This is a genomic window from Blastococcus deserti, assembly GCF_042682525.1.
GTDB classification, from domain to species: Bacteria; Actinomycetota; Actinomycetes; order Mycobacteriales; family Geodermatophilaceae; genus Blastococcus_B; species Blastococcus_B deserti.
Window position 1 is genome coordinate 25,597 of sequence record NZ_JBHUHP010000003.1, and the last position, 24,888, is coordinate 50,484.

Annotated in this window: 26 protein-coding genes and 1 pseudogene; 15 read left to right on the forward strand and 12 right to left on the reverse strand. The window is 74.3% G+C overall.

Translation table 11 applies throughout. The features are described from left to right. Positions 1–29 precede the first annotated feature (29 nt). Positions 30–524: an Lrp/AsnC family transcriptional regulator gene (locus ACFSHS_RS04510; protein ID WP_376872305.1), complete on the reverse strand. Its 495-nt coding sequence runs from the start codon at positions 522–524 to the stop codon at positions 30–32. Between the two features lie 151 nt (positions 525–675). Here ACFSHS_RS04510 and ACFSHS_RS04515 point away from each other — a divergent pair, with 151 nt between their 5' ends. The 4 genes from ACFSHS_RS04515 (at position 676) to ACFSHS_RS04530 (ending at position 7,562) form a co-directional block, all read left to right on the forward strand. Then, positions 676–3,009: a transketolase-like TK C-terminal-containing protein gene (locus ACFSHS_RS04515; RefSeq protein WP_376872308.1), complete on the forward strand. Its 2,334-nt coding sequence runs from the start codon at positions 676–678 to the stop codon at positions 3,007–3,009. Between the two features lie 110 nt (positions 3,010–3,119). Then, complete coding sequence (locus ACFSHS_RS04520) at positions 3,120–3,551, forward strand: DUF1707 SHOCT-like domain-containing protein (RefSeq protein WP_376872310.1); 432 nt, start codon at positions 3,120–3,122, stop codon at positions 3,549–3,551. Positions 3,552–3,597: 46 nt separating this feature from the next. Then, positions 3,598–5,670, forward strand: a complete 2,073-nt coding sequence (locus ACFSHS_RS04525) for a hydantoinase/oxoprolinase family protein (RefSeq protein ID WP_376872312.1) — start codon at positions 3,598–3,600, stop codon at positions 5,668–5,670. Then, positions 5,667–7,562 carry a hydantoinase B/oxoprolinase family protein gene (locus ACFSHS_RS04530; protein ID WP_376872314.1) on the forward strand — a complete coding sequence of 632 codons (1,896 nt, stop codon included), beginning with the start codon at positions 5,667–5,669 and terminating at the stop codon, positions 7,560–7,562. The genes ACFSHS_RS04525 and ACFSHS_RS04530 overlap by 4 nt, the downstream gene beginning before the upstream one ends. Positions 7,563–7,624: 62 nt before the next feature. Here the strand turns inward: ACFSHS_RS04530 and ACFSHS_RS04535 are convergent, their stop codons facing one another. Both ACFSHS_RS04535 and ACFSHS_RS04540 read right to left on the reverse strand, forming a co-directional pair. Next, the gene (locus ACFSHS_RS04535) at positions 7,625–7,801 is read right to left on the reverse strand and encodes a hypothetical protein (protein WP_376872316.1); all 177 of its coding nucleotides are present in this window, start codon (positions 7,799–7,801) and stop codon (positions 7,625–7,627) included. Between the two features lie 88 nt (positions 7,802–7,889). After that, a complete protein-coding gene (locus tag ACFSHS_RS04540) occupies positions 7,890–8,669 on the reverse strand; it encodes a helix-turn-helix domain-containing protein (RefSeq protein ID WP_376872318.1) in 780 nt (259 codons plus the stop codon). Between the two features lie 87 nt (positions 8,670–8,756). Here ACFSHS_RS04540 and ACFSHS_RS04545 point away from each other — a divergent pair, with 87 nt between their 5' ends. Beyond that, a complete protein-coding gene (locus ACFSHS_RS04545) occupies positions 8,757–9,155 on the forward strand; it encodes a hypothetical protein (protein WP_376872320.1) in 399 nt (132 codons plus the stop codon). A 29-nt stretch (positions 9,156–9,184) separates the two neighbouring features. Beyond that, the gene (locus tag ACFSHS_RS04550; protein WP_376872322.1) at positions 9,185–9,553 is read left to right on the forward strand and encodes a nuclear transport factor 2 family protein; all 369 of its coding nucleotides are present in this window, start codon (positions 9,185–9,187) and stop codon (positions 9,551–9,553) included. Positions 9,554–9,586: 33 nt separating this feature from the next. Here the strand turns inward: ACFSHS_RS04550 and ACFSHS_RS04555 are convergent, their stop codons facing one another. From ACFSHS_RS04555 to ACFSHS_RS04565, 3 genes are all read right to left on the reverse strand, one after another. Continuing rightward, complete coding sequence (locus ACFSHS_RS04555; protein ID WP_376872325.1) at positions 9,587–10,603, reverse strand: hypothetical protein; 1,017 nt, start codon at positions 10,601–10,603, stop codon at positions 9,587–9,589. 41 nt (positions 10,604–10,644) lie between these two features. Then, positions 10,645–11,505 carry a hypothetical protein gene (locus ACFSHS_RS04560; RefSeq protein WP_376872327.1) on the reverse strand — a complete coding sequence of 287 codons (861 nt, stop codon included), beginning with the start codon at positions 11,503–11,505 and terminating at the stop codon, positions 10,645–10,647. 185 nt (positions 11,506–11,690) lie between these two features. Next, complete coding sequence (locus ACFSHS_RS04565) at positions 11,691–12,176, reverse strand: DnaJ family domain-containing protein (protein ID WP_376872329.1); 486 nt, start codon at positions 12,174–12,176, stop codon at positions 11,691–11,693. A 38-nt stretch (positions 12,177–12,214) separates the two neighbouring features. Here ACFSHS_RS04565 and ACFSHS_RS04570 point away from each other — a divergent pair, with 38 nt between their 5' ends. The 5 genes from ACFSHS_RS04570 (at position 12,215) to ACFSHS_RS04590 (ending at position 17,805) form a co-directional block, all read left to right on the forward strand. Next, the gene (locus ACFSHS_RS04570; RefSeq protein ID WP_376872332.1) at positions 12,215–12,760 is read left to right on the forward strand and encodes an NUDIX domain-containing protein; all 546 of its coding nucleotides are present in this window, start codon (positions 12,215–12,217) and stop codon (positions 12,758–12,760) included. 138 nt (positions 12,761–12,898) lie between these two features. Beyond that, on the forward strand, positions 12,899–14,377 hold the full coding sequence (locus ACFSHS_RS04575) for a SulP family inorganic anion transporter (RefSeq protein ID WP_376872334.1): 1,479 nt from the start codon (positions 12,899–12,901) through the stop codon (positions 14,375–14,377). Then, the gene (locus ACFSHS_RS04580; RefSeq protein WP_376872336.1) at positions 14,377–14,775 is read left to right on the forward strand and encodes a MerR family transcriptional regulator; all 399 of its coding nucleotides are present in this window, start codon (positions 14,377–14,379) and stop codon (positions 14,773–14,775) included. The genes ACFSHS_RS04575 and ACFSHS_RS04580 overlap by 1 nt, the downstream gene beginning before the upstream one ends. 72 nt (positions 14,776–14,847) lie before the next feature. Beyond that, the gene (locus tag ACFSHS_RS04585) at positions 14,848–15,861 is read left to right on the forward strand and encodes an ATP-dependent DNA ligase (RefSeq protein ID WP_376872338.1); all 1,014 of its coding nucleotides are present in this window, start codon (positions 14,848–14,850) and stop codon (positions 15,859–15,861) included. 75 nt (positions 15,862–15,936) lie between these two features. Then, entirely contained in the window at positions 15,937–17,805 is a 1,869-nt protein-coding gene (locus ACFSHS_RS04590; RefSeq protein ID WP_376872340.1) for a diguanylate cyclase domain-containing protein, read from the forward strand. Here ACFSHS_RS04590 and ACFSHS_RS04595 read toward each other — a convergent pair. From ACFSHS_RS04595 to ACFSHS_RS04615, 5 genes and pseudogenes are all read right to left on the reverse strand, one after another. Then, positions 17,802–18,314 carry a MarR family winged helix-turn-helix transcriptional regulator gene (locus tag ACFSHS_RS04595; RefSeq protein ID WP_376872343.1) on the reverse strand — a complete coding sequence of 171 codons (513 nt, stop codon included), beginning with the start codon at positions 18,312–18,314 and terminating at the stop codon, positions 17,802–17,804. The genes ACFSHS_RS04590 and ACFSHS_RS04595 overlap by 4 nt on opposite strands. A 5-nt stretch (positions 18,315–18,319) precedes the next feature. Next, positions 18,320–19,177: an SDR family oxidoreductase gene (locus tag ACFSHS_RS04600; RefSeq protein WP_376872345.1), complete on the reverse strand. Its 858-nt coding sequence runs from the start codon at positions 19,175–19,177 to the stop codon at positions 18,320–18,322. A 51-nt stretch (positions 19,178–19,228) separates the two neighbouring features. Then, positions 19,229–20,236, reverse strand: a complete 1,008-nt coding sequence (locus tag ACFSHS_RS04605) for an anti-sigma factor RsbA family regulatory protein (protein WP_376872347.1) — start codon at positions 20,234–20,236, stop codon at positions 19,229–19,231. Between the two features lie 97 nt (positions 20,237–20,333). After that, positions 20,334–20,980, reverse strand: a pseudogene (locus ACFSHS_RS04610) (DUF5701 family protein). Between the two features lie 65 nt (positions 20,981–21,045). Beyond that, complete coding sequence (locus ACFSHS_RS04615) at positions 21,046–22,314, reverse strand: DUF6986 family protein (RefSeq protein WP_376872350.1); 1,269 nt, start codon at positions 22,312–22,314, stop codon at positions 21,046–21,048. A 72-nt stretch (positions 22,315–22,386) separates the two neighbouring features. Between ACFSHS_RS04615 and uraD the strand changes: the two genes are divergently transcribed. From uraD to pucL, 3 genes are read left to right on the forward strand one after another with little or no spacing between them, the layout of a single operon-like run. Continuing rightward, the gene (gene uraD, locus ACFSHS_RS04620) at positions 22,387–22,884 is read left to right on the forward strand and encodes a 2-oxo-4-hydroxy-4-carboxy-5-ureidoimidazoline decarboxylase (protein WP_376872353.1); all 498 of its coding nucleotides are present in this window, start codon (positions 22,387–22,389) and stop codon (positions 22,882–22,884) included. Next, the gene (uraH, locus tag ACFSHS_RS04625) at positions 22,881–23,198 is read left to right on the forward strand and encodes a hydroxyisourate hydrolase (protein ID WP_376872356.1); all 318 of its coding nucleotides are present in this window, start codon (positions 22,881–22,883) and stop codon (positions 23,196–23,198) included. The genes uraD and uraH overlap by 4 nt, the downstream gene beginning before the upstream one ends. A 45-nt stretch (positions 23,199–23,243) precedes the next feature. Continuing rightward, the gene (gene pucL, locus ACFSHS_RS04630) at positions 23,244–24,149 is read left to right on the forward strand and encodes a factor-independent urate hydroxylase (protein ID WP_376872359.1); all 906 of its coding nucleotides are present in this window, start codon (positions 23,244–23,246) and stop codon (positions 24,147–24,149) included. 2 nt (positions 24,150–24,151) lie between these two features. Here pucL and ACFSHS_RS04635 read toward each other — a convergent pair whose 3' ends face one another. Continuing rightward, positions 24,152–24,610 carry a hypothetical protein gene (locus ACFSHS_RS04635; protein ID WP_376872362.1) on the reverse strand — a complete coding sequence of 153 codons (459 nt, stop codon included), beginning with the start codon at positions 24,608–24,610 and terminating at the stop codon, positions 24,152–24,154. Between the two features lie 68 nt (positions 24,611–24,678). Between ACFSHS_RS04635 and ACFSHS_RS04640 the strand changes: the two genes are divergently transcribed. After that, complete coding sequence (locus tag ACFSHS_RS04640) at positions 24,679–24,837, forward strand: hypothetical protein (protein ID WP_376872365.1); 159 nt, start codon at positions 24,679–24,681, stop codon at positions 24,835–24,837. Positions 24,838–24,888 lie beyond the last annotated feature (51 nt).

Consider the following 24,888-nt stretch of genomic DNA (forward strand, 5'->3'; position numbering starts at 1 on the left):
GCGCTCCGACCCGTACCGGCGCGCCGTCCTCAGGCGGGTTCGTCGGCCAGCCGCGCGAGGAGCGGGTCGACGCGGTGCTCGACGAGGCGGCGCATCAGGACGGCGGTCTCGGTGCGCTCGATGCCGGGCGTGGCCAGCACCCGCCCGGCGATCCGGTAGAGGTCGTCGGCGTCCGGGGCGACCACCCGGACCAGCAGGTCCTCCGGGCCGCTCAGGCCGAGCACCTCGATCACCTCCGGGATGCCCGCCAGGGCGCCGGACACCTCCTCGAGCATCTGCTGGCGCACCCGCACGGTGATGAAGGCAGTGACCGGGTAGCCCAGCGCCGCGGGATCGATGCGGCGCTGGAACGGCAGCAGGACGCCGTCGCGCTCCAGCCGGGCCAGCCGCGCCTGGACGGTGTTCCGGGAGAGCCCCAGGCGGTCGGCCAGGGCGAGGACGGTGGCGCGCGGGTCGTCCTCCAGCGCCCGCAGCAGGCGGGCGTCGGTGCGGTCGACGGTCCGCGGACCGTGCACAGTGCCCACCGAAGGCCTCCCCCGAGCGCCCACCGCTTCGCACTCTGCTCACCGGGCGTCCGGGAGATTGTGCACCCCTTCCGTGCATGGTCGTCTGACCGTGCAGTGTGCTGGACCCGGCCGGCTCGGAGGACCCGACGGCCATGACCGAGGAGCAGGGATGAGCCTGACGGCGTTGCAGGCGGACCAGGAGACCGAGCAGGACCGCGCGCTGCGGCAGATCGAGCAGCGGGTGCTGTGGCTGGCCACCTCGATCGTGGACCACGCCAACCGGCTGCGTCCCAACCCGGCCGGCCTCAAGGTAGGCGGCCACCAGGCGTCGAGCGCCTCGATGGTCACGATCATGACCGCGCTCTGGCTGGAGCAGCTGGACGCCCAGGACCGGGTCTCGGTCAAGCCGCACGCCTCGCCGGTGCTGCACGCGCTGGAGTACCTGCTCGGCCAGCTCGACGCGTCCTACCTGCCGCGGCTGCGCGAGTTCGGCGGCCTGCAGAGCTACCCCAGCCGCCTCAAGGACCCGGTTCCGGCCGACTACTCCACGGGTTCGGTCGGCATCGGGGCGACCGCGCCGATCTGGGGCGCGCTGGCCCGCCGCTACGTCGGCGCCCACTTCGGCCCGGGCGCCACCGCCGGCACGGGGCGCCAGTGGTCGCTGGTCGGGGACGCCGAGCTCGACGAGGGGGCGGTGTGGGAGGCCGTCCTCGACCCGATGGTCGCCGAACTGGGCGAGGTCGTGTGGGTGGTCGACCTCAACCGGCAGTCGCTGGACCGCGTCGTCCCCACGATGGGCGCCACCCGGCTGCAGGGCATGTTCGCCGCCGCCGGCTGGCAGGTGCTGACCGTGAAGTACGGCCGCCTGCTGGAGGAGCTCTTCGCCCGTCCGGGCGGCGCGCACCTGCGCGACCGCATCGACGAGATGACCAACCCCGAGTACCAGCGGATGCTGCGCCGCACGGCGGCGGAGCTGCGGGAGGTGCTGCCCGGCGACGGTCCCGGTGCGGCCGAGATCGCCCGGCTGGTGGCGGACGTGCCCGACGACGAGCTGCGCGCCGCCGTGCGGAACCTCGGCGGCCACGACCTCTCGGCGCTGCGCTCGGCGTTCGACCGGATCGACGACACCCGGCCCACGGTGATCCTCGCCTACACGCTGAAGGGCTACGGGCTGGCCACCGAGGGGCATCCGCAGAACCACTCCGCCCTGCTCAACGAGGTCCAGATCGGCCAGCTCGCCAAGAGCCTGGGCGTCGACCCGGCCGACCCCTGGGCGGTGTTCCCGCCCGGCAGCGCGGCCGCCCGCCTGCTCGCCGAGGCCGCCGACCGGCTGCGGCGCACCGAGGAGACCGCCGCGCAGGTGCCGGACATCCCGGCCGACCTGGGCCGCACACCCACGGGGACGGCCACCACGCAGGCCGCCCTGGGTCGCGCCCTGCTCGACCTCAACCGGGCCGCGCCGGAGGCGGGCAGCCGCGTCGTCACCGTCAGCCCCGACGTCAGCTCCAGCACGAACCTGGGCGGCTGGGTCAACAAGGTCGGCGTCTGGTCGTCCTCCGAGCGGGCGGACTGGTTCGCCGACGACGCCGAGACGATCCTGCACTGGCGGGAGCGGCCCAGCGGCCAGCACATCGAGCTCGGCATCGCCGAGACGAACCTGGTCGGGCTGATGGGCGAGCTCGGCACCACCTGGAACCGCTGGGGGCAGCCGCTGCTGCCGATCGGCGTCATGTACGACCCGTTCGTCGAGCGCGCGCTGGAGCCGTGGTCCTTCGGGATGTACGCCGGCGGCCAGTCGATCCTGGTGGGGACGCCGTCCGGCGTCACGCTCGCTCCCGAGGGCGGCGCCCACCAGTCGATCAAGACGCCGTCCATCGGGCTGGAGCAGCCCGGCTGCGTGGCCTACGAGCCGGCGTTCGTCCTGGACACCGAGTGGTGCCTGCTCGCCTCCCTGGCGCGGCTGGGCCGGCCCGAAGGCAGCTCGGCCTACCTGCGGTTGTCGACACGGCCGGTCGACCAGACGCTCGCCGCCGTGCCCGCCGACCCCGCCGCCCGGGAACGCCGCCGTCGCCAGGTCACCGCCGGGGCCTACGCCCTCCGGCGCACCGGACGGCCGGTGGTCACGCTGGTCACCATGGGCGCCGTCGTCCCCGAGACGCTGGAGGCGGCCGACCGCCTCGAAGCGCTCGGGATCGGCGCGGACGTGGTCTGCGTGACCAGTCCCGGGCTGCTGTTCCGGGCGCTGCAGGCGCGACGCGGCCTCGACACCGCCGAGACGTGGATCCTCGACACGGTCTTCCCGCGCGACCGGGCGACCCCGCTGGTCACCGTGCTGGACGGCCACCCGCACACGCTGGCGTTCCTCACCGGCGTGAACGGCGTGCCAGGGACCCATCTCGGGGTGACGAGGTTCGGGCAGAGCGGTGACCTGGCCAGCGTCTACCGCTACCACGGTCTGGACGCCGACTCGATCGTGGGGGCGGCGCTCGACCTCGTGGACTGAGGGCGCCACCCGGCACCAGGAGCCGGACGGTCGTGCGCAGATCGTGGCCATGCGTGTCGGGACATCACGACGAGCGCACAACCGCGGCGCGCGATGCGACGATCGGCGACGTGAGCGAGCCCGTCCTCCCCGATGAGATGCGCGTCTCGGACGCCGAGCGGGCCGCCGTCCAGGAGCGGCTGCGCCGGGCGGTCGGCGACGGCCAGCTGGACCTGCACGACTTCGACGCCCGCGTGCAGTCGGTCTGGGCGTCGAAGACGCGAGGCGAGCTGCTCCGCGTGACCGCCGACCTGCCCGAGCCGCCGCCACCCCCGCCGGCACCGGGCCGCCGTCCGGTGTTCTCCGACACCGACGGCGGCACGGCCATGCGGGTCCTGACCATCGTCTGGGCCTGCGCCGTGGCGGTGAACCTGGTCGTCTGGGCCACCGTCTCGCTGGCCACAGGGGAGTTCCTGCACCCGTGGTGGTTGTACGTCGCGGGTCCGCCCGGTGCCGTGCTGGGGGTCCTGTACGCCGCCGGCATCGGCCGCCCCCAATCGTGACCTGTGCGCCTTTCCGGTCAGGTATCTCACCGCTAAGGTTTCTGGCATGAGCGCGCGCCGGGTCCGCATCGGCATCGACACCGGCGGGACGTTCACCGACGTCGTCGCCGTGGACGAGGCCACCGGGGCCACGACGACCACGAAGACGCCGTCCACCCCGGCGGATCCGGCCGAGGGCTTTCTCACCGGCGTCCGCAAGGTCCTCGACCTCATGGGGCTGGACGGCGGATCGGTGACCGCGGTCAGCCACGGCACCACGGTCGCGACCAACCAGTTGCTCGAGGGCAGGCTCGACCGGATCGGGTTCGTCACCACCGAGGGCTACGAGTCGGTGCTGGAGATCGCCCGGCAGTCGGTGCCCGACGGCTACGGCAACAGCTACTTCTGGGTCAAGCCGCCACGGATCGTCCCCGCCGACCTGGTGCGGACCGTGCGGGGACGGCTCGACCACTCCGGCGACGAGGTGCGCCCCTTCCACGAGGACGACGCCCGCGCTGCCGCCCGCTTCTTCCGCGACGCCGGCATCACGACCATCGGCGTCTGCTTCCTGCACGCCTACGCGAACGACGCGCACGAGCGGCGGATGCTCGAGGTGATCCTCGAGGAACATCCCGGCGCCGTCGTCAGCATCTCCAGCGAGGTGCTGCGCGAGTACCGCGAGTACGAACGGTCGGTGACGACGCTGGTCGACGCCGCGGTGAAGCCGAAGGTCGGCGCGTACGTCTCCAGCATCCGCACCCGGCTCGACGAGATCGCGCCGCGGGTGCCCTTCTACGTCATGAAGAGCAACGGCGGCGTGCTGTCGGCCGGCGAGGTCGTGCACCAGCCGATCACGACCATGCTCTCCGGCCCGGCCGCGGGTGCCCTCGGCGCGGCGCTCATCGCCGGCACCGCCGGGTTCGACCGGGTGCTCACCTGCGACGGCGGCGGCACGTCGACCGACGTCAGCGTGGTCATCGACGGCGAGCCCACGCTCACCACCGAGGGCTCGGTCGGCGAGTACCCGTCGAAGATCCCCATGATCGACGTCGTCACGGTGGGCGCCGGCGGTGGTTCCATCGCCTGGCTCTCCCCCGAGGGCACGCTCAAGGTGGGGCCGCGGTCGGCCGGCGCCGACCCGGGCCCGATGTGCTACCCGGACGGCGGCGACCAGCCCACGGTCACCGACGCGCACGTCGTCCTCGGCCGGATCCCCCCGCACCTGCTCGGCGGCGAGATCCCCCTGTCGGTCGACGCCGCCCGCAGCGGCCTCGAGCAGCTGGGCGGGAAGCTGGAACTGTCGCTGGAACGCACCGCCACCGGGATCCTCGAGATCTCCGCGTGGAATCAGGCCAACGCGCTGCGGCAGGTCACCGTCGCCCGGGGGCTCGACGTCCGCGACTTCACGCTCACGACCTTCGGCGGCTCGGGCTCGCTGCTCGCCTGCCGGCTCATGGACATCCTGAACCTGCCGCGCACGCTGGTGCCGCCCAACCCCGGCAACGTCAGCGCGTTCGGGCTGCTGACCGTCGACGTCCGCAACGACTACGTGCAGACGGTCGTGAGCAGGCACGCCGACCTCGATCGCGACCGGGTGCGCGGCGTCTACGCCGCCCTGGAGGAGCAGGCCCGCGCGGCGCTGGACAGCGAGGGGTTCGAGCGGCCGGTGCAGCGCATGCAGCGGACGGCGGACCTGCGCTACGTCGGCCAGGCCTTCGAGGTGCGCGTCCCGGTGGCGGACGGGGACCTCGACGCCGCCGCGGCGGACGACGTGGCGCAGGCGTTCCACGCCGCACACCGCCGGCTCTACGGCTACGACTTCGCCGACGACCCGCGCCAGGCCGTCGAGTGGGTGAACCTCCGCGTGAGCGGCATCGGGCCGATCCGCCGTCCCGACATCGTGGAGCTCCCGCCGCGCGAGGGCGGGACGGACCGGGCCGTCACGGGTTCGCGCCGCGTCTTCTTCGACGACTGGGTCGACACCCCGACCTACGACCGCCCGCGCCTGGCGCCCGGCGACGTGGTGCGCGGCCCGGCGATCGTCGAGGAGTTCGGCTCGACCGTGCCGGTGCACCCGGGCTTCGCCGCGACCGTGGACGCCTACGGCAACCTGCTGCTCACGAAGGAGACCGGCCGATGACCGCCTTTCCCAGCGGCAGCCTGACCGGCGGGAAGGTCGAGGCCGACCCCGTCCTCGTCGAGATCGTCGCCGGCACGCTCGCGGCCATCGAGAAGGAGGTCGAGACCCGCATCGGCCGGACGTCGCGCTCCCCGATGATCCGCGACGCGCACGACTTCCGCGCCGGCATCCACGACCGGAAGCTGCGCAAGCTCACCGGCCGCTCGTACTCGGCGCTCGTGCACCCGGTCGTGCGGGACTACCCGATCGGGACGATGAACGTCGGCGACGTCTACTTCCACAACGACGTCTACCTGTCGGAAGGAGGCATCGGCCACCTGCCCGACCTGTGCGTGACGGTGCCGGTGTTCGCGGCGGACGTGGAGACGGGCCGGCCAGAGGTGGTTGCCTTCATCCAGGCGTTCGGCCACCACGACGACATCGGCGGCGCCGTGCCCGGCTCGATGCCGTCGGCCGCCACCAGCGTGTACGAGGAGGGCCTGATGGTCCCCCCGATCAAGCTGTGGGACCGCGGCGTGCCCAACGAGAGCGCGCTGAAGATCATGACCCGCAACTCGCGGATGCCCGACTCCCTCGCCGCCGACCTCGACGCCGAGTGCTCCGCCTGCCTGGCCGGCGCCCGCCGGCTGGGTGAGCTGTTCGACCGGTACGGCGTCGCCGCCGTCGAGGCCTGCTTCGACGCGATCCTCGCCAGTTCCACGGAGGTCTACCGGCGGGAGATCCTCAGCCAGATCCCCGACGGGACCTACGCGTGGGAGGACTACGCCGAGCACGACGGCGTCGAGGAGCCCAAGCTCCACCGCCAGCGGATCACCCTGACCATGGACTCCTCGAAGGAGACGCCGCTGGTCATCGACTTCACCGGCACCGGCCCGCAGGCGAAGGGGCCGATCAACCACTGCGGCGACTACGCCGACGGCAACTTCCTCAAGAAGTGGCTGGCGCCGATCCTGCGCAACCTCGCCGAGACGCCCGAGCGCATGGCCCAGCTCGACGTCAACGAGGGCGTGGTCCCGCTGATCGAGATGCGGTTCCCGGAGAAGGGCACGCTGCTCACGCCGATCTTCCCGGCGCCCACCAACGCCCGGACGTTCGTCATCCTGCGGCTGCTCGGGGTGCTCGCCGGAGTGCTCGCCAAGGCCACCGGCGGGCGCATGCCGGCGGACCAGGAGACGATCCGCTACACCGGCGTCTACGGCACCGACGTCGACGGCCGGCCGTACCTCATGCGCGAGGTGCTCGGCGGGGGCTCGGGTGGGCGGTACTACGCCGACGGCGAGGACACCATCCACGTCGTCCCCGACTCCCGGAACCTGCCCACGGAGTTCACCGAGGGCCGGTTCCCGCTGCGCATCGAGCGCCTCGGCCTCGCCGTCGACTCCGGCGGCCCGGGGCGCTACCGCGGCGGCTGCGGCTACGAGAAGCACATCCGGGTGCTGCGCGACGCGCACTTCATGTCGATCGCCGACCGCTCGATCCTGTCCTGCTGGGGCGTCAAGGGCGGCAAGGCCGGCCGTCCCTTCCGGATCACCGTCGACCCGGGCGGCCCCGGCGAGCACGACGTCGACGCGCTCGCCGACGCGGAGCCGCTGAACGCGGGCACGGTCGTCCGCATCCGGACGACGGGCGGTGGCGGCTGGGGCGACCCGCTGGACCGCCCGGTCGACGAGGTGCTGCGGGACATCGCCTGGCGGAAGGTGTCGGTCGCCGGCGCTCGCGACGACTACGGGGTCGTGGTCCGCGACGACGGCACGGCGGACGACGAGGCCACCGGCGCCCTGCGGTCGTCGATGCGGGCCGCGCGCACCGGCGAGAAGCCGTTCTTCGACCGCGGCCCCGGCTATGCGGTGCTGTCCGGCGGCGCGGCCTTCAACGAGTTCGACGTCCTCTGAGGGAGGCCCCGCTGCAGGGGCCGCCGCGAGCTCGCGAGCGGTGGGAGGCCAGCGGGATCCTCTCAGGTGACGGGGTCGGTGCTGCCGGGGGTGGGCTTGGCGTCGTCGCCGGTCACGCCCTCGTCCCCCGGCCGGTCGGTGTCGTCGCCGGCACCCTCGACGTCCTCCGGGGCGTACGGCGTCTCCTCGAGGACGTTCTCCCGCGCCTGGTCGCGGTCGGTCCCTGGTACCTCGGTCATGTCGACCTCCTCTCCGCAGGTCCGCCCCGTACCCGGGCCCGACCCCGCCGACCCCCGCTACGCCAGGGGCGAACAGGGGACCAGCAGGTCAGGCCGGTCGGCGCAGCGCCTCAGCCGTGCCGGCGTCGGCGGGGAGGAACGCCTCGATGCTGAGCTCGGCCGCGGTGAGGTCGACGGCCGTGCCGAACGTGGTCACCGTGCTCAGGAAGCTGAGCACTCGGTCACCGGCCCGTACCCGCAGCGGCACCGCGATGCCGTTCGGCGGCGTGCGGTCGGTGCCGCCGGGCAGCGCGGCGAGCTCCCGGTGCAGGGCGGCCAGCTCGGCGTCGCCGGTCAGCTGGGCCTCGCGGGCCAGCCGGTGCAGCACGTGGCGGCGCCACTCGGGCAGGTTGAGGATCCGGGGCGCGAGGCCGTCGGGGTGCAGGCTCAGCCGGAGCACGTTGGCCGGCGGAGCCAGCAGGTCCGGTGCGACGCCCTGGGTCAGCAGCGCGACGCTGCCGTTGCCGGACACCAGGTTCCACGAGCGGTCGATGACGACCGCCGGATACGGCTCGTAGGCGACCAGCACCAGGTCCAGTGCCGCCCGGACGGCGGCCATGTCGGGGTGGTCCAGCCCGCGCCGCCCGAAGACGGGGGCGAAGCCGGCCGCGAGCAGGAGCTCGTTGCGGGCCCGCATCGGCACGTCGAGCTGTTCGGCCAGGTGCAGCAGCATCTCCCGGCTGGGGCGCGCGCGGCCGGTCTCGACGAAGCTGAGGTGCCGGCTGGAGACGCCGGCATCGCTGGCGAGGTCCAGCTGGCTGAGGCGGCGACGCTGCCGCCAGGTGCGCAGCAGCTCGCCCACGTGCGGGCGGGTCTCCACGGCGGTCATGGCGTGGACGCTAGCCACCGCCGGTCCCGCCGTCGCTTACCCGAGAGGTAATCGACGGGCCGCGGTAGCGGCAGCACGGTGGTCGCCATGACCACCACCACCGCCCCCACCGCCCCGCCCCTCCTGACGCTCGCGCTCCGTCTGGACGCCGTCGTCACCGGCCTCAACGGAGCCGCCTACCTGGCTCTGGCCCCGTTCCTCGGGGAGCTCCTCGGTCTCGCTCCCGGCCCGTTGCGCGGCGTCGGCGCCTTCCTGGTGCTGTTCGCCGTCGGCGTGTGGGCCGTGGGCTCCCGGGGCCGCGTGCCCGTCGCCGGGGTCGAGGCCGTGATCTGCCTCAACGTGCTGTGGGTCGCCGCCAGCGTCGCCGTCGCCGTCGCCGACCTGGGGTCGCCCAGCGTCGTGGGCGTCGTCTGGATCCACCTCCAGGCCGCGGTCGTCGCGGCCTTCGCCGCCCTCCAGATCGCCGGCCTCCGCCGCCGGTCCTGATCCCGCCCGATCCGAACAGGAGACCTGCCGTGCCCGCCACCACCGACCTCGCCGACCGTTACCTCTCCGCCTGGAACGAGACCGACCCCGCGGCGCGGGCCGCGGCGATGGAAGCGCTCTTCAGCGCGGACGTCCGCTACACCGATCCGCTCGTCGCGGTCGACGGCCGCCCGGCGCTCGACGCGGTGATCGTCGCCGTGCAGGAGCAGTTCCCCGGCTTCCGCTTCCGGCTCGCCGGGCCGGTGGACGCCCACCACGACCAGGTGCGGTTCACCTGGGAGCTCGGCCCGGACGGCCTGGAGGCCCCCGTCGCCGGGTCCGACGTCGCCGTGGTCGACGACGAGGGACGGATCCGTACGGTCCTCGGCTTCCTGGACCGGGTGCCCGCCCAGCCCTGATCCGATGGCGACGGCTGCGGGGTCCTCCGGGGCTCAGCAGCCGTCGCCGGCCGTCGTCGGCGCCCGGAACTCCAGCCGCACCCCGGCGCTGCGCGGGATCAGCACGGCGGTGCCCTCGTCGCGGGTCCACGTCGCCGGCAGCAGCAGGTACTGGTTGCCGGCCTGGCGCACCAGCCGCAGCCCCGTGTACCGGAAGCGGTAGGCGGCCTCCGGATCCGCGCAGCGGACCTCGGTCACCCCCTCGATGCCCAGGCTCAGGCTCCGCTCGCTGTAGACGACGGCTTCGGGAACGGTGGGCAGCGCCCGGTGGAGCGTCATGGCCCCGCCCGTGCCGACGCCGAACGCGTATCCGTCCGCGGCCCAGAACAGCCCGATGCTCACGAGCAGGAAGCCGGCGCCCCACTCGGCCAGGCCGGTCGCCTCGGAGCGCCGCCGGACCACCGGACCGACGGGCGGCAGCGACAGCCGGAACAGCCGCACCGCGTAGAGCAGCAGGACGACGCCGACCGCCAGGCAGACCCCGCCGGTCGGCGAGTTGGCGCCGAAGAGGTCCCCCTCGGTGAGCAGGTCGAGGAACGCCAGGGTGACCAGCACCGCCCCGGACAGCGCGGCCGCAGGGACGAGCACCCGCACGGCGAGGCGGCGGGCCTCCCCCGGCACCCGGGTCAGCAGCAGGCGGTGCAGCCAGACGCAGACCAGCGCGAGCAGGCAGGTCACCGCGATGGGCACGAACAGGCCGTCGACGCCGGAGAACAGGTAGTCGTTGGTGGTGAGGTCCAGGACGGTGGAGTTCACCCGGAAATAGCGGTAGTAGCCCGCGCTCCGGCTGCGGCCGAAGTAGAAGAGCAGGGCGGTCAGCAGGGACGTCGGGGCGACGACCCCGCCGACCACCTTGAGCAGCCGTGGCAGGGCGTCGCCCGCGCCCAGCTCCTCCGGCGGCGGTGCGGCGGTGTCGGCGGCGACCGCCCGGTCCTCCGAGTCCACCGCCGGGGGACGGGCCGGGGGATGGCGGGGCGCCTCGGCGTGCGGCCCGGCCTCCGTCGCGGTCACGGGGCCGACGCGTTCCCGGCCTGAGGTGCCATGTCCGCGGGCTACGGCTGCTGCTGGTCGTCGGAACCGTTCGGCTCGTCGGCCCCGTCCGAGCCGTCCCCACCGGAGCCGTCGTCCGAGCCGTCGTCCGAGCCGTCGCCGGAACCACCGGAGCCGTCACCGCCCTGCGAGCCGTCGCCGCCGTCCGACCCGCCGCCACCCGACCCGTCGCCACCCGAGCCGTCGCCACCCGAGCCGTCGCCACCGGAGCCGTCGCCACCGGAGCCGTCGCCGCCGTCCGTCCCGTCACCCCCGGAGCCGTCGCCGCCGTCCGACTCGTCGCCGCCCGAACCGTCGTCCCCGGTGCAGTCGACCCGCGCGGTCACGCTGGCCCCCCGCTGGAAGAAGCCGTCCTGCGCCGGCGGGTCGTAGGAGATGTCGGACTGCTCGCGGATCAGGCACTGATCCACGCCGCCGACGTCATCGGGATCGCCGGCGACGACCACCGGGGGCAGGAGGCGGCAGACCCCGCCCGCGCACTTCGTCGCGGCGCTTGCCTTCAGGACGCTGAAGGGGACGCCCCCCTCCTCGAAGACGGCGACGTCACCGGGCGCGCCGGGGTTGCCGCCGCCCTGTGCACCGCCGTCCCCGTCGCCGTCCCCGCCGTCACCCGGACCGCCCGGGTTCCCCCCGCCGTCACCGTCCGTACCGCCGGAATCGCCCGTGCCGCCGCCCGAGCCCTCGCCCGCGCCGTCGTCCTCTTCGTCGGCGGACGGGGACGACTCCTCCTCGGTCTGCTGCTCGGAGGACGCCCCGGCCGCGGCCGCCGCCTCGTCGACGCCGGTGTCGCCCCCGCCACAGGCGGTGAGCTGCACCGCCAGGAGGGCACCGAACACGGAGCGGACGAGCGTCGAGCGGGTCATGACGACCTCCTGCGGCCGATGGCCGGGCGCACTCACGGTTCTCCCGACCGGTGCACGGGTCAAGAGAGCCGGGAGCGTTCCGCGGATACGGCCGGCTCCGGCCGACCGGGCCGATCATGACCTCGCCGCGGCGACACCCGCCGGTCAGCGGGGCGTCGCCACCGCACCGTCATGACCGGGAGAAGTCATGATCGTCGGGAGAAGAGGCGGAACCGACGGCGGCGGGCCGGCGCGGGCGGTCCCGGGGGGACCGGCGGGGGTTCCGGACGGGCCGACCGCCAGCCGGCGACCAGCGCCTCGACGTCGGCCAGCCCGGGGACGGGCGACCAGCGGCTCTCCTGCGGCCGGCGCCAGAATGCCTCCACGCGGGCGTTGTAGTCCTCGGCCAGCGCCCGGACCTCCGCCTCGGAGGCCAGCCGAGCCGCGCGGTCGGGCAGCCCGTCGCGCTCCCGTCTCAGGGCGAGGCCAGGCGGCAGCATGTCCGCCGGGTCGATGCCCTCGCGCCGCGCCTTCTGGACGACCCACTCGTAGGCGTCATCGGCGGCCGACCGCTGGGGCAGCGGCTGGCCGGTGCCCTCCGGCGCGGTGAAGTCGCCCCGCTCGATCCCCCGCGAGATCTGGTGGTCCACCCACGTCCGGAAGGACATCCCGGGCGGCTTCCGTTCGGTCATCGCCATCCATCGTGACACCGGTCTGGCAGGCTCGGGCGGTGCGGACGACGAGCAGCCGAGAGGTCTACCGGAACCCGTGGACCCGCGTCCGCGAGGACGTCGTGGAGCTCCCGGACGGGTCGACCAGCGTCTACGGGGTGGTCGAGCGACCCGATTTCGCGCTGGTCCTGCCGGCGGAACGGAACGGGTTCTGGCTGGTGGAGCAGTACCGGCACCCGGTCGGCCGGCGGACCTGGGAGTTCCCCCAGGGCACCTGGACCTCGGGCAGCAGCGGCACCCCCGAGGAGCTGGCCCGGACGGAGCTGGCCGAGGAGACCGGCCTGCGCGCCGCCGGGCTGCGCCACCTGGGCCGTCTGGACCTCGCCCCGGGCCTCGTGACCCAGCGGTTCGACGTGTGGTTCGCCACGGACCTGCTGGCCGGGCCGACCGCACGGGAGGCCTCGGAGGCGGACATGCGCACGGCCCATGTCGCGGAGGCGGAGCTGCGCGCCATGATCGGCGACGGCCGGTTCACCGACGCGCCGTCCCTTGCCGCCTACAGCCTGCTGATGGTGAGCCGGGACGCCGGCGTCCCGGCCCGCTGATCCGGCGGAGGTGAGCAAGGACTCGCCACTCTTCCCTTACGTGAGGGTCGAGTCGCCGGGAGACTGACAGGGACCGCCCCGCCACCGTCGCCGGGGACCGCCCGCCCGCGCCGAGCGCGATCGACGGAATCCGGTGGTATGTCCCGAGTTCTGCCCTTTCCCCGTCCGACCCGTCCGGCCTGGCTGTCCCCGGCCGTGGCCCGCACCGAGATGCTCGCCGGTCTCGTCGTCGCGCTGGCGCTGATCCCCGAGGCGATCAGCTTCTCGATCCTCGCCGGGGTGGATCCCCGGGTCGGCCTCTTCGCGTCCTTCACGATGGCGGTGGTCATCGCCTTCACCGGCGGCCGGCCGGCCATGATCAGCGCCGCGACGGGCGCGATCGCCCTGGTGATCGCGCCGCTGGCGGCCGAGCACGGGCTGGAGTACCTGCTGGCCGCGGTCGTCCTCGGTGGTGTCTTCCAGATCCTGCTGGCCGCGGCGGGCGTCGCGCGCCTGATGCGGTTCATCCCGCGCAGCGTCATGGTGGGCTTCGTCAACGCCCTGGCGATCCTGATCTTCAGCGCGCAGCTGCCTCAGCTGATCGGCGTCCCGTGGCTGGTCTACCCCATGGTGGCCGCGGGCCTGGCGATCATCTTCCTGCTGCCCCGCCTCACCACCGCCGTCCCGGCGCCGTTGGTGGCGATCATCGTGCTGACGACGCTGACCGTGGCGGTCGGCTGGGACCTGCCCGACGTCGGCGGCGAGGGCGAGCTGCCCGACAGCCTGCCGTTCCTGGTCCTGCCCGACGTACCGCTCACGCTCGAGACGCTCCGGATCATCGCGCCCTACGCCCTCGGCGTGGCCTTCGTCGGCCTCATGGAGTCGCTGATGACGGCGAAGCTGGTCGACGACATCACCGACACCCACTCGGACAAGACCCGCGAGTCCTGGGGCCAGGGTGTGGCCAACATCGTCACCGGCTTCTTCGGCGGCATGGGCGGCTGCGCCATGATCGGCCAGACGATGATCAACGTGAAGTCCGGCGCACGTACCCGGCTCTCGACCTTCCTCGCCGGCGCGTTCCTGCTGGTCCTCGTCGTCGCGCTCGGCGACGTCGTGAGCATCATCCCGATGGCCGCCCTGGTCGCGGTCATGATCTTCGTGTCGATCGCCACCTTCGACTGGCACAGCCTCCGCACCCTCCACCGGATGCCCAAGAGCGAGACCACCGTGATGCTCTCGACGGTGGCGGTCACGCTGGCCACCCACAACCTGGCCATCGGTGTCGGCGTCGGCGTGCTGGTCGCCTGCGTCCTGTTCGCCCAGCGCATCGCCCACCTCGTCCAGGTCACCCGCGTCACGGAGCCCGACGGCACCGTCCGCTACTCGGTCGACGGAGCCCTGTTCTTCGCGTCGAGCAACGACCTGTACACCCAGTTCCAGTACGCCGACGACCCGGAGCGCGTGGTCGTCGACCTGTCGAGCGCCCACGTCTGGGACGCCTCCACCGTCGCCGCGCTGGACGCCATCACGCACAAGTACGCGACCCGGGGCAAGCACGTGGAGATCGTCGGGCTCAACGACAACTCCTTCGACCGGTACCAGCGGCACACCGGTCAGCTGGCGGGCGCGCACTGATGGACCGCGCCGAGCGGGAGGTACTGCTCCAGATCGGCCAGGTCGCGGAACGCACCGGGCTGAGCCTGCGCACCATCCGCTTCTACGAGGAGAACGGGCTGGTGCGGCCCACCAGCCGCACCGGAGGTGGCTTCCGCCTCTACAGCGAGGACGACGTGGCCCGCCTCGGGCTCATCAAGCGGATGAAGCCGCTCGGCTTCTCGCTGGAGGAGATGCAGCAGCTGCTCACCCTGCTCGCCGACCTCGCGGCCGCTCCCGGGGACGCCGGAGCGACCGACCGGCTGCGGATGTTCCACGAAGCGGCCACCGCCCGCGTGCGGGCGCTGCGCGAACAGCTGGCGGTGGCCGAGGGCTTCGCCGCCACGCTCGCCGGTCACCTGGAGTCAGCGGCACGCTGACCCAGGTCTCGTTCGGGTGACGGCGACCGCCTGCGGGCTGCACCGGCCCGGGGCACCCAGCAGGCTGTCCGGGTGCCTCTGTCCGTCCCCGGCCTGCCCGGCCTGCCGCCGGAGCTGGCCGGGCCGGTGGCGGTGGAGCTGGCCAAGCCGGTGCGGACCATCCCTTCCGCGACGGCGCTGCCCGGCGGGTGCCTGTACGAGCCGAAGTGGGACGGCTACCGGCTGGTCGTCGTCCGCACCGGCGCGTCCACGCGCGTGTGGTCCAAGCAGGGCCGGGACCTGACCGACCGCTTCCCCGACGTCGTCGCCGCCGCCGTCGCCCAGGTGCCGGCGGGCACGGTCCTCGACGGCGAGGTCGTCATCTGGAACGGCTCGCGGCTGGACTTCGGCCTCCTGCAGCAGCGCATGGTCAGCCCGGCCGGGCGGATCCCGGCCCTGGCCGCCGCGCACCCGGCCTCCTACGTCGCCTTCGACCTGCTGGCCGCGGGCGGCGCCGACCTGCGCGACCGGAAGCTGAACCGGCGCCGCGCCGCCCTGGAGGACCTGGCGACCCGTTGGGCGCCGCCTCTGCAGCTCTCGCCGGCCACGACCGATCCGGCGGAGGCACGCACGTGGTTCGACGACTACCGCCCAGCCGGGGTGGAGGGGCTGGTCGCCAAGGGGCTGGGCACCCGCTACGCCCCGGGACGCCGCGAGTGGCTCAAGGTCAAGTCGTGGGAGACCACCGAGGTGCTCGCCGGCGGGGTCATCGGACCGATCGAGCGGCCCAGCCAGCTGGTCGCCGGGCGCTACCGGGACGGCGGGCTGGTCGTCGTGGGGCGGACGAGCCCGCTCTCGCCGCGGCAGGCCGCGGAGCTGGCCGCCGTCCTCACCCCCGCCCGGGGTGATCACCCGTGGCCCGACCGCATCGGCACCGGACGCTTCGGCGGAGGCCGGCTGTCGGTGGCGCTCACCCGGGTGGAGCCGGCCGTCGTCGTCGAGGTGAGCGCCGACGCCGCACTGCAGGCCGGGGTGTTCCGCCACCCGCTGCGGTTCCTGCGGGTGCGCCCGGACCTGCGCCCGGAGGACCTCCCGCCGATCCCCTGAACGCCCAGGCCACGGGCGCATCCCCCGCACGGGTGAGCCGATCAAGGACCGTGACGCGGGTGTCGATGGGAGGAGGTGACCACCGCCGACGCCGGACGCCGTCCCGAGGGCGCGGAGCCGGAGCCGCCGGCGACCGCGGCACGGGCTTGGGGTCACGCGTCCGTCGCGGCAGCGGTCGTGGTCCTCATGGCGACCGTCGTCCCCGCGGGCGTCGCGCGCTCCGCCACGGAGATCATGCTGTTCGGGCTGGGACTCGCTGCCGTGTCCTGCGCGCTGAACCGGCACCGCGTCATCAGTGCGTTCGCCTGGCGCGGGCTCGCGGCCACGCTGGCGCTCTTCGCCGTCAGCACCGCGGCCGAGATACCTCCGAACCTGGGGATCGGCTCCGGGACCTTCGCTCGGATCGAGTCGTGGCTCGACATCGCCGCCTACGGCGCGCTGGTGGTCGCGGCCCTGGGCCAGCTCGCGGCCGGCCGCCGCCGGCGGGACGGCGAGGCGTGGGCCGACACGACCTCCCTCCTCCTGGCAGCCGGCCTGCTCGTCCTCGCGTTCTCCGACGGCGTCGGCGGCCAGTTCAGCGAGAAGGGGGTCGGTGCTCCCCTGTTCACCGCCCTGGTCCTCGTGGTGTGCATCCCGCTGGCCATGCCCGACAACGGGCGCTCGGTCAGCGCCCTGGCGCTCCTCGCCGCGGGGGCTCTCACCGCCGTCGGCTACGGCGGACCCTTCCTCTCCGGGGTCTTCGCGGACCTGCCCTTCGTCGGAGAGCTGCCCCAGCTCGCCGTCGCGGGGCTCGTCCTGGCCGGCCGGCACCCCTCGGTGGCCCGGCTGGGGCTGCCGGCCGCGTCGGCCCAGCAGGTCACGACCGGCCGGCTCCTCGGCCTCTGCGCGGCGCTGCTGATCAGTCCGGTGCTGCTGCTGCTCGTCGGCGTCCGGGACGGCGGTGTCGGCTACGTCCTCGCCGCCGGCAGCACGCTGCTCACCACCGTGGCGCTGTGGCGGCTCGCCTCGATGAACCGCCAGCGGGAAGGCGCCCGGGCCGCCGCCGCCGCGAGCGAGGCCCGCCTCCAGCTGCTGCTCGACAACGCCGCCGACGTGATCGCCATCGTCGACGGCCGCGGCGCGATCACCTACATCAGCCCGGCCGTGGAGTCGCTCCTCGGCCGTCCCCCCGCCGAGTACGTGGGCCGCCACGCCATCGCGCTGGCCGATCCTCGCGACCAGCCCCGGCTGCGCGCGGCCGTCGCCGCCGCGGGTGAGGCCGGGAGCATGGGCGCGGGCTTCGTCGACACCGACATCCGTGTGCAGCACAGCTCCGGCGGCACCCGGTGGGTCGAGGTGCGCATCAGCGGCCGGATCGACGCGGTCGGCGTCGAGGGCTGGGTGGTCAACTTCCGGGAGGTGACCGACCGCAAGCTCTTCGAGGAGGAGCTGCGCCGCCAGGCGACGACCGACCCGCTGACCGGGCTGCTGAACCGGACGGCCTTCTCCGACCGGCTGGCCGCCGCCACGGCGACGATCGACCCGGCCGCGCCGCCGGCCGTGCTCTTCGTCGACATCGACGACTTCAAGACCGTGAACGACACCCTCGGCCACGCCGCCGGCGACGAGCTGCTGGTCACCGTGGCCGCCCGGCTGACCGCCGACGTGCGCGCCGACGACGTCGTGGCCCGGCTCGGTGGCGACGAGTTCGCCGTCCTGCTCGCCGAGGCCGACGGCGACCGGCTGCGGGACGTCGCCGACCGGCTGCTGGCCGCCGTGCGGGCCCCGATGGAGCTGACCGGGACGACGGTGTCGGTGACCGCGAGCATCGGTGGCTCGCTCGGGGCGCCGGGGGACACGGCGGAGCGGCTGCTGCACAGCGCGGACACCGCGATGTACGGCGCCAAGCGCGGGGGCAAGGACGCCCGCACGCTGCTCGACGGCCTCCCCCGCCAGCGGGGCTAGCGGCCCGGGGGGTCCTGCGGAACCCGTCCGCGGGCCACCAGCAGCCGCCGCAGCAGGTCGGCGAGCTGGTCGCGATCGGCCTCGGAGAGCCCGTCGAGCAGCTCCCGCTCGGTCTCCAGGTGATCGGGGAGCGCGGCGTCCAGCGCGGCGCGGCCGGCGTCGGTCAGGGTCACGACCACCGCGCGACCGTCGGCCTCGCTGCGCTCCCGGGTGATGAGGCCCTTCTCCTCGAGCCGGTCCAGCCGCTGGGTGATCGCCCCGGAGGTCACCAGCGCGGTGCGCATCAGCGCCGTCGGGGTCAGCTGGTACGGGGGGCCGGCGCGCCGCAGGGCCGCCAGCACGTCGAAGGACGGCGCATCGAGACCGTGCCGCGCGAACGTCGCCCGTTGGGCCAGGAACACCTCGCGCTGCAGCTGCGTGATCCGGCCGATCACCCCCATCGGCGAGCAGTCGAGGTCCGGTCGCTCCCGCTCCCACTGCGCCAGGATCCGGTCGACCGCGTCCTCCACGTCGCTCACGGTAGTTCGCCCGCTCCGCCCGGCAGCTCCAGTGACGCCACGTGGTCGGCGAAGATGCGCGGGGGCCGGTCGAGGAGCGCCTCCAGCACCCGGGGGCTGCCCGCGAAGCCGTGCGCCCGGTAGTGGTCGAACATCAGCCGGCGGCAGCGCGCGGCGTACTGCTCCGGTGGTGGGACCGGTCCGTCCGGGACGACGTCGACCGCCCGCACCTCCCGGCCCAGACGCGTCCCCATGACCGCGGCGATCTGCGGAGCGGTCAGCGGCTCGGGTCCCGCCGCCTCGAAGGTGCCGCCGTCCAGCCCGTCCTCGGTGAGCAGCACGGCCGCCGCGTCGGCGACGTCGCGGAGGTCGACGAGGGACTGCCCCTGCCGGAGCCCCCACGGGCTGCGGAGGACCCCGGCGGTCGCCGCGTCGGCCAGCTGCCCGTCCAGGTTCTGGGCGTAGGCGCACGGTTGCAGCACCCGCCAGCGCAGCCCGCTCGCGTCGAGGGCCTCCTCCACCAGGTCCTTGGCGGCGTGGTGCGGCATCGCCCGGGCCTGCGGCCGCAGCACCGAGTGGTAGACCACCCGGGCGACCCCGGCCCGGCGGGCAGCGGCCAGCAGCGCGACCGCACCGGCGGTCTCCTGCGGGTGGAAGTTCGGCCAGATGAGGTAGAGGGCGTCGGCACCGGCGAGCAGCGGCTCCACCGTCGCCGCGTCCGTGAGGTCGACGGCCGCCACCTCGGCGCTCAGGGCGGTGAGCTCCGGCCGGGGCGCGGTACGTCCCACGAGCGCGCGCACTCGCTTCCGCCGTGCCCACAGGGCGTGCACCACGGCGGCGCCGGTCCGCCCACCGGCGGCCGTCACCACGATCACCCGGGAACCTCAGCAGTGAGGCATCGGCCCGTCAAGGACGACCCGCGACGGTCAGCGCAGCCGGGTGCTCAGCCGCACGCTCAGGCCGGCGGGCCCGGGCAGGACGTCGACGTGGTCCCACAGCTTGCGGGCCAGCCACAGACCCATGCCCCCGCGGGAGAGATCGAGCCCGTGCGCCGGGACGAAGCCGCTCAGCGGATCGCCGTAGGAGGTGCCGCCGTCGGAGATCACGCAGACGATGCGATCGCCGTCGCCCCAGACACGGGCCGACACCGGCCGTGCGCCGTGCCGGAACGCGTTGGCGGCGATCTCGCTGGCCGCCAGGTGCAGGTCCTCCTGCTGGTCCCGGTCGGGCACGAGGGAGGCGATCACCGCGCCGAGCTGGTGACGCAGGCCGGCGAGCGTCCGGACGTCGTCGACGGCGAACACCGGCTTACCGTCCTCGACCGGCGCGCGCGGCAGGGGCAGCGACGGGACGTAGGTGCCCGGGTCCTGGAACGACGGGCTGGCCGTCCGGCCGGAGCCGTCGGCGAGGAGCGGATGGGTGAGGGGGGCGCTGTCGACGACGGGAGCGGGCAGCCGGCGGCGGTCGTAGAGGCAGACCACGTCGACGGGCGCATCACCCATGAACCGGTTGAAGATCGACTCGAAGCGCTGACCTTCACGCCAGTTGGCCGGATCCTCCCCGAAGTCGACGTCGGCCAGCACCCGGAGCCGCCCCGACCCCGCCTCCTGCGCGCGCTCCAGGTAGCGGCGGCACGTGGTGAGCGCGTCCGGCGCGCGGGCACCCAGCAGGCTCATGCGGAGGTCGGACTCCACTGCGCCCGCCTTCTCGCCCAGCTCGCGGGACACCAGCTCGGCCGTCGCGGACGGGCAGGTCAGCACCACGAGATCACCCGCGCGCAGCCCGGCGTCGAGGAAGGGCAGCGCGACGGCCAGCAGCTCCGCCTCGCTGCCCACGACGGCCGCGGCGTGGCCGTGGGTCACCGGCCGCGCGCCGGTGCCGGCACGCCGGCCCGGGGACGCCGGCGACGAGCACTCCGTCGCGGATCCCTCCACCAGGCCTCCGCAGTGCTCCGGGACCGGCCCGGCCGGTCGATGTGAGGGTCCATTCTGAGACATGCAGGTCGGCGACCCCCCACCGGGGCGTGAGCGCTCACATCAGGGGAGGTGCGCACCGCCGGCCGGCGCAGGAGGCGGTCCCCAGCCAGCCGTGTGGTGCACCCTCGTAGCACCACCCCAGGCGCGGACGGCGGGCGCTCGTCCACAGCGCCGGCACGCGCTCGTCACCGGCCCGTGAGCCGGCCAGCGAGAAGCAGTTGCGCCCTCGCAGCACGCCGGGTCGGACACCAGCACGGCCAGGCCCTCGGCGACGGTGAGCGGGCTGCGGCCCGCCGCCGTCATCCGGGGCAGCACGTCACGGGGCGGGACACCGAGGGTGCCGCCGCCGGGGTCGACGTCGAGCACCAGGTAGGGGCCGGCCGGCACGCCGAGCTCGGGCAGCGGCCGGAAACCGGCCAGGTCGTCGTCGGCCATCGTGGTGAAGCCGGCGCCACCGAGGGTGTGCACGGCCTCGAGCACGGTCACGGCGGGCAGGTTCGGGACGACGACGACGAACGGGATGCCGTCCTCCGTCCCCCGCACCTCCGGCAGCAGGTCGCGCAGCGGCTCGACCAGTGCCCGGAAGCAGGACTCGGCCAGGTCGAGCTCCTCCGGCAGACCGGTCATGACGAGCGCGTCGACCTGACGGTCGAACTCGAGCTCCGCCTCGGTCGAGCAGACGGCCGCGGGCAGCGTGGTCATTCCGGACCCTCTCGTGCGGGCCCCGCCGACGTCCGTCGGCGGGCCGGGCGACGATCGGCGGCCGCTCAGGCTCCCCCCGGCCACCGGCCGGCCAGCCTGTCCAGCACCCCCCGCTCCGGTCCGCCGGCGACGCGGAGGTCCTCCTCGTCCACGGCGCCGCAGTCCAGGCCGCGGAGCACGACGGACGCCAGGGCCCGTGCCGTCGCCGGCTCGTCGAGCACGCCCGCGTCCCGCCGGTCCAGGTAGGCGGCCAGCCGGCCGGCGGCGGCGGGCAGCGCCGACCGGAAGAAGGCGTAGGTGGCGACGTACCGCGTGACCAGCTGGGCGGGGTGCAGGTCCCACCCCTGGTAGAAGCCGCGCTCCAGGGCTCGGCGCACCAGGCCGGCGTGCCGTCGCCAGGCGGCGTGCACCTCCGCCCGGGGGCCGACCGGCAGCACGTTCGTCGAGCCGTCGACGGCCCGCGCGCCGGTTCCCGCGACGGCGACCTGCATGAGCTGCTTGGCGTGGTCGGCGGCCGGATGGTCGGAGGACTGGTGGGCCGCGGCGATCCCGAGCGACGCGCTGTAGTCGTAGGTGCCGTAGTGCAGGCCGGTCAGCCGGCTGCCCGCGGCGTGCACCATCCGCGCCAGGGTGGCCGCGCCGTCCGGGCCGAGGACCGCCTGCGGCGTCTCCACCTGCAGCTCCAGCGCCAGCCGGACCCCGTGGGCGTCCTCCAGGGCGTCGAGCACGGGCAGGAAGGCGCGCACCTGCTCGACGGCGGTCACCTTCGGCAGCGTCACGGCGACCGACGTCCCGCTTCCCGTACCGGAAGCGGCGGGCCCCCGCGCAGCCTCCGGTACAGGAAGCGGCGCCAGGGTCGCCAGGAAGAGGTCCAGGGTCCGGACGCCGCGCCGCCGGGTCGGGCCCTCCAGGGACTTGGCCCGGATGCCCACGGAGGGCGGGGCCGTGCCCGCGCGCAGGTCGCCACGCAGCGCCTCCGCCGCGCGACGGACGTCGTCGTCCTCGGACTCGGGGCCGCGGCGGTAGCCGTCCTCGGCGTCGACCCGCAGGTCCTCCACCGGTTCGGTGGCCAGCTTGGCCCGCACCCGTGGGAGGACCTCCTCGACCAGCGCCGGGTCGAGCCCGAGGTCGGGCAGGCCGTGCTCCTCGAGGGCGGCCAGGGCGGCCGCGCCCCACTCCCCCGCGAGCCCGGGGACGACGGCGTCGGCGGGCACGTAGCAGGTGTGCACCGGCTGCCGGTCCGGCCGCTCCCCCGGATACGCGGCCAGCCGGGCGTCGTCGACGGGCCCCAGCCGCCGGTCCAGCTCGGCGTAGACCTCCTCGGGCACGGTCACGGCCCCGCCACCCGCACGTCAGCCATTCCGCCGTCCCTCGCCGTTGCTCCGCCGGATTGGCATCCTCTCACCGTGGCCGCACTCGACGAGTTCAACGACGAGCCCGCCGACCGGGCCGTCCAGGCACTGCGCACGTGCAACGCCGCGCCGCGCTTCGCCGCGGAGATCGTGGCCGGCCGGCCCTACCGGGACGTCGAGACGCTCGTGGCCCGCGCCGAGGAGGTCGCCCGCGCGCTGCCGTGGGACGACGTCGTGGTCGCCCTCGCCGCGCATCCGCGGATCGGCGACCGCGTGGAGGGGACGTCGGCGGAGGCTGAGTCCTCGCGCCGGGAGCAGAGCTCGATGGCGAACGCCGACGCCGGCACCCGTGCGGCCCTGCTGGAGGGCAACCGCCGCTACGAGGAGCGCTTCGACCACGTGTTCCTGATCCGCGCCTCGGGCCGCACACCCGACGAGATGCTGGCCGAGCTGCGGCGCCGGCTGGGCAACGACGAGGACGCCGAGCGGGCCGAGGTCACCGAGCAGCTGGCGCAGATCTCGGCGATCCGGGTGCGGGAGCTGGTGTCATGAGCGTCAGCACCCACGTGCTGGACGCCGTGCTCGGCCGGCCGGCCGCGGGCATCGCCGTCCGGCTGTTCGCCGGCGAGGACCTGCTCGCCGACGGCGTCACCGACCGGGACGGCCGTTGCCGGCTGGTGGAGGCCGCGACCGGCGTGGGCACCCACCGGCTGGTGTTCGCCACCGGGCCATGGTTCGCCGAGCAGGGGCGGGAGGCCTTCTACCCGGAGGTGGTGGTCGCCTTCGTGGTGCAGGAGCCCGCCGAGCACCACCACGTGCCGCTGCTGCTGGCGCCCTTCGCGTACTCGACGTACCGCGGGAGCTGAAGAAGGACCCACTCCCGCAAGGTTCCACGTGCAACAGTGCCCCGCATGGCGATCCTGCTCGGGCCCAACCAGTACGGGAAGGCGGAGGTCCGGGTCGTCGCGGTCGACCGCAGGTCCTCCCGGCACTCCCTGGTCGACCTCAATGTCAGCTCCAGCCTGCGGGGCGACTTCACCGCCGCGCACACGGCCGGTGACAACGGCCACGTCCTGACGACGGACACCCAGAAGAACACCGTGTTCGCCTTCGCGCGGCAGGGCGTGGGATCCCCGGAGGACTTCGGCCTGCGACTGGCCCGCCACTTCGCCGGCTCCTACGACTGGATCACCGGTGCCCGGGTGGCGGTCGAGTCCTACGGCTGGGAGCGGATCTCCGTCGGGGGTGCCGAGCACGACCACTCCTTCCGCCGGGCGGGGAGCGAGGTGCGAACGGCGGTGGTCACCGTCGACGGCGACCACGCGCACGTGCTGGCCGGGCTCGGCGACCTCGTCGTCCTCAAGACCACGGGCTCGGAGTTCCGCGGCTTCCCCCGCGACCGATACACGACCCTGGCCGAGACGCGGGACCGGATCCTGGCCACGGCCGTCACCGCGCGCTGGCGGTACACGGCCACCGACGTCGACTTCGACGCCACGTTCGCCCGCGTCCGGACGGCGCTGCTCGAGACGTTCGCCGCGACCCACTCGCTCGCCCTCCAGCAGTCCCTCTACGCCATGGGCGAGGCGGTGCTCGAGCAGAACCCCTGCGTGGCGGAGATCCGGATGTCGATGCCGAACAGGCACCACTTCCTGCAGGATCTGTCCGCCTTCGGGCTGGACAACGCCCCCGATGGATCCGGCCCGGTCGTCTACCACGCCGACGACCGTCCCTACGGGCTCATCGAGGGCACGGTGCTGCGCGACGACGCGGCGCCCGCCGACATCGCCTGGCAGGGCACTCCGGGCTTCTGCTGAGGTCAGCCGGCCTCGATGCCGATGCCGCCGAAGAGCACCCGGGCGTGCACCCGCAGGTCGGCGGCGTGCTCGTCATGGGTTCGCTGGACGACTCCGTCCGCGCCTATGCCGCCGACACCGCGGAAGCGCCACCACACCCGCCAGTCCGGGGGTACGCGGACCGCCATCCCTGCCATCAGGGCTCGCACCGTCAGGTCGATCCCCTTCTCCGGCCGCGGGATGGCGGTCAGGTCGACCTCCGCCCCCGCCATGGCGAGGTCGACGCGGACCCGGGACAGCGCCGGGTTCCTCGGGTGCAGCTCCAGGCCGTTGTGGGTGAGTACGCGCCGGATACTGGTCGAGCTCTCGTCGCCGAGGTTCTTCCGCCGCGCCGCCAGGCCGGTCAGCGCCACCACGGCTTGGAACGCGATCCAGCCGACCAGCCACGGCACCAGCCTCCGGAACGCGGGGGACGTCCTCATGACGCCGAGCTTGCCCGGCCCAGGGGCCGACGGCCAGGGCGCTCGTCGTCCTGACACCAGAGGCCACCGTGACCGACGAGCGCGAGACGCCGACCCACGAGCTGTTCGGGACGGCGGACCGCGAGCCGGCCGGTCCACTGGTGACGCACGACCACACCGTCCGCCTCGAGCCGGTGACTCCCGAGGACGTGCGTGCGGTGTGCGACCTGCGGGTGGCGCCCCCGTAGGCGTCCTTCGGGCACCGAACGCGATCTCGCTGGCCGAGGCCTACGTCCACG

What these genes read in the sequence shown, in the direction of transcription:
- ACFSHS_RS04540 (WP_376872318.1), bottom strand. Translation starts at nt 8,669, where the DNA reads ATGACCGCCGTGGAGACCCGCCCGCACGTGGGCGAGCTGCTGCGCACC.
- ACFSHS_RS04515 (WP_376872308.1), top strand. Translation starts at nt 676, where the DNA reads ATGAGCCTGACGGCGTTGCAGGCGGACCAGGAGACCGAGCAGGACCGC.
- ACFSHS_RS04565 (WP_376872329.1), bottom strand. Translation starts at nt 12,176, where the DNA reads ATGACCGAACGGAAGCCGCCCGGGATGTCCTTCCGGACGTGGGTGGAC.
- ACFSHS_RS04525 (WP_376872312.1), top strand. Translation starts at nt 3,598, where the DNA reads ATGAGCGCGCGCCGGGTCCGCATCGGCATCGACACCGGCGGGACGTTC.
- ACFSHS_RS04580 (WP_376872336.1), top strand. Translation starts at nt 14,377, where the DNA reads ATGGACCGCGCCGAGCGGGAGGTACTGCTCCAGATCGGCCAGGTCGCG.
- uraH (WP_376872356.1), top strand. Translation starts at nt 22,881, where the DNA reads ATGAGCGTCAGCACCCACGTGCTGGACGCCGTGCTCGGCCGGCCGGCC.
- ACFSHS_RS04560 (WP_376872327.1), bottom strand. Translation starts at nt 11,505, where the DNA reads ATGACCCGCTCGACGCTCGTCCGCTCCGTGTTCGGTGCCCTCCTGGCG.
- ACFSHS_RS04535 (WP_376872316.1), bottom strand. Translation starts at nt 7,801, where the DNA reads ATGACCGAGGTACCAGGGACCGACCGCGACCAGGCGCGGGAGAACGTC.
- ACFSHS_RS04530 (WP_376872314.1), top strand. Translation starts at nt 5,667, where the DNA reads ATGACCGCCTTTCCCAGCGGCAGCCTGACCGGCGGGAAGGTCGAGGCC.
- ACFSHS_RS04575 (WP_376872334.1), top strand. Translation starts at nt 12,899, where the DNA reads ATGTCCCGAGTTCTGCCCTTTCCCCGTCCGACCCGTCCGGCCTGGCTG.
- pucL (WP_376872359.1), top strand. Translation starts at nt 23,244, where the DNA reads ATGGCGATCCTGCTCGGGCCCAACCAGTACGGGAAGGCGGAGGTCCGG.
- ACFSHS_RS04635 (WP_376872362.1), bottom strand. Translation starts at nt 24,610, where the DNA reads ATGAGGACGTCCCCCGCGTTCCGGAGGCTGGTGCCGTGGCTGGTCGGC.
- ACFSHS_RS04545 (WP_376872320.1), top strand. Translation starts at nt 8,757, where the DNA reads ATGACCACCACCACCGCCCCCACCGCCCCGCCCCTCCTGACGCTCGCG.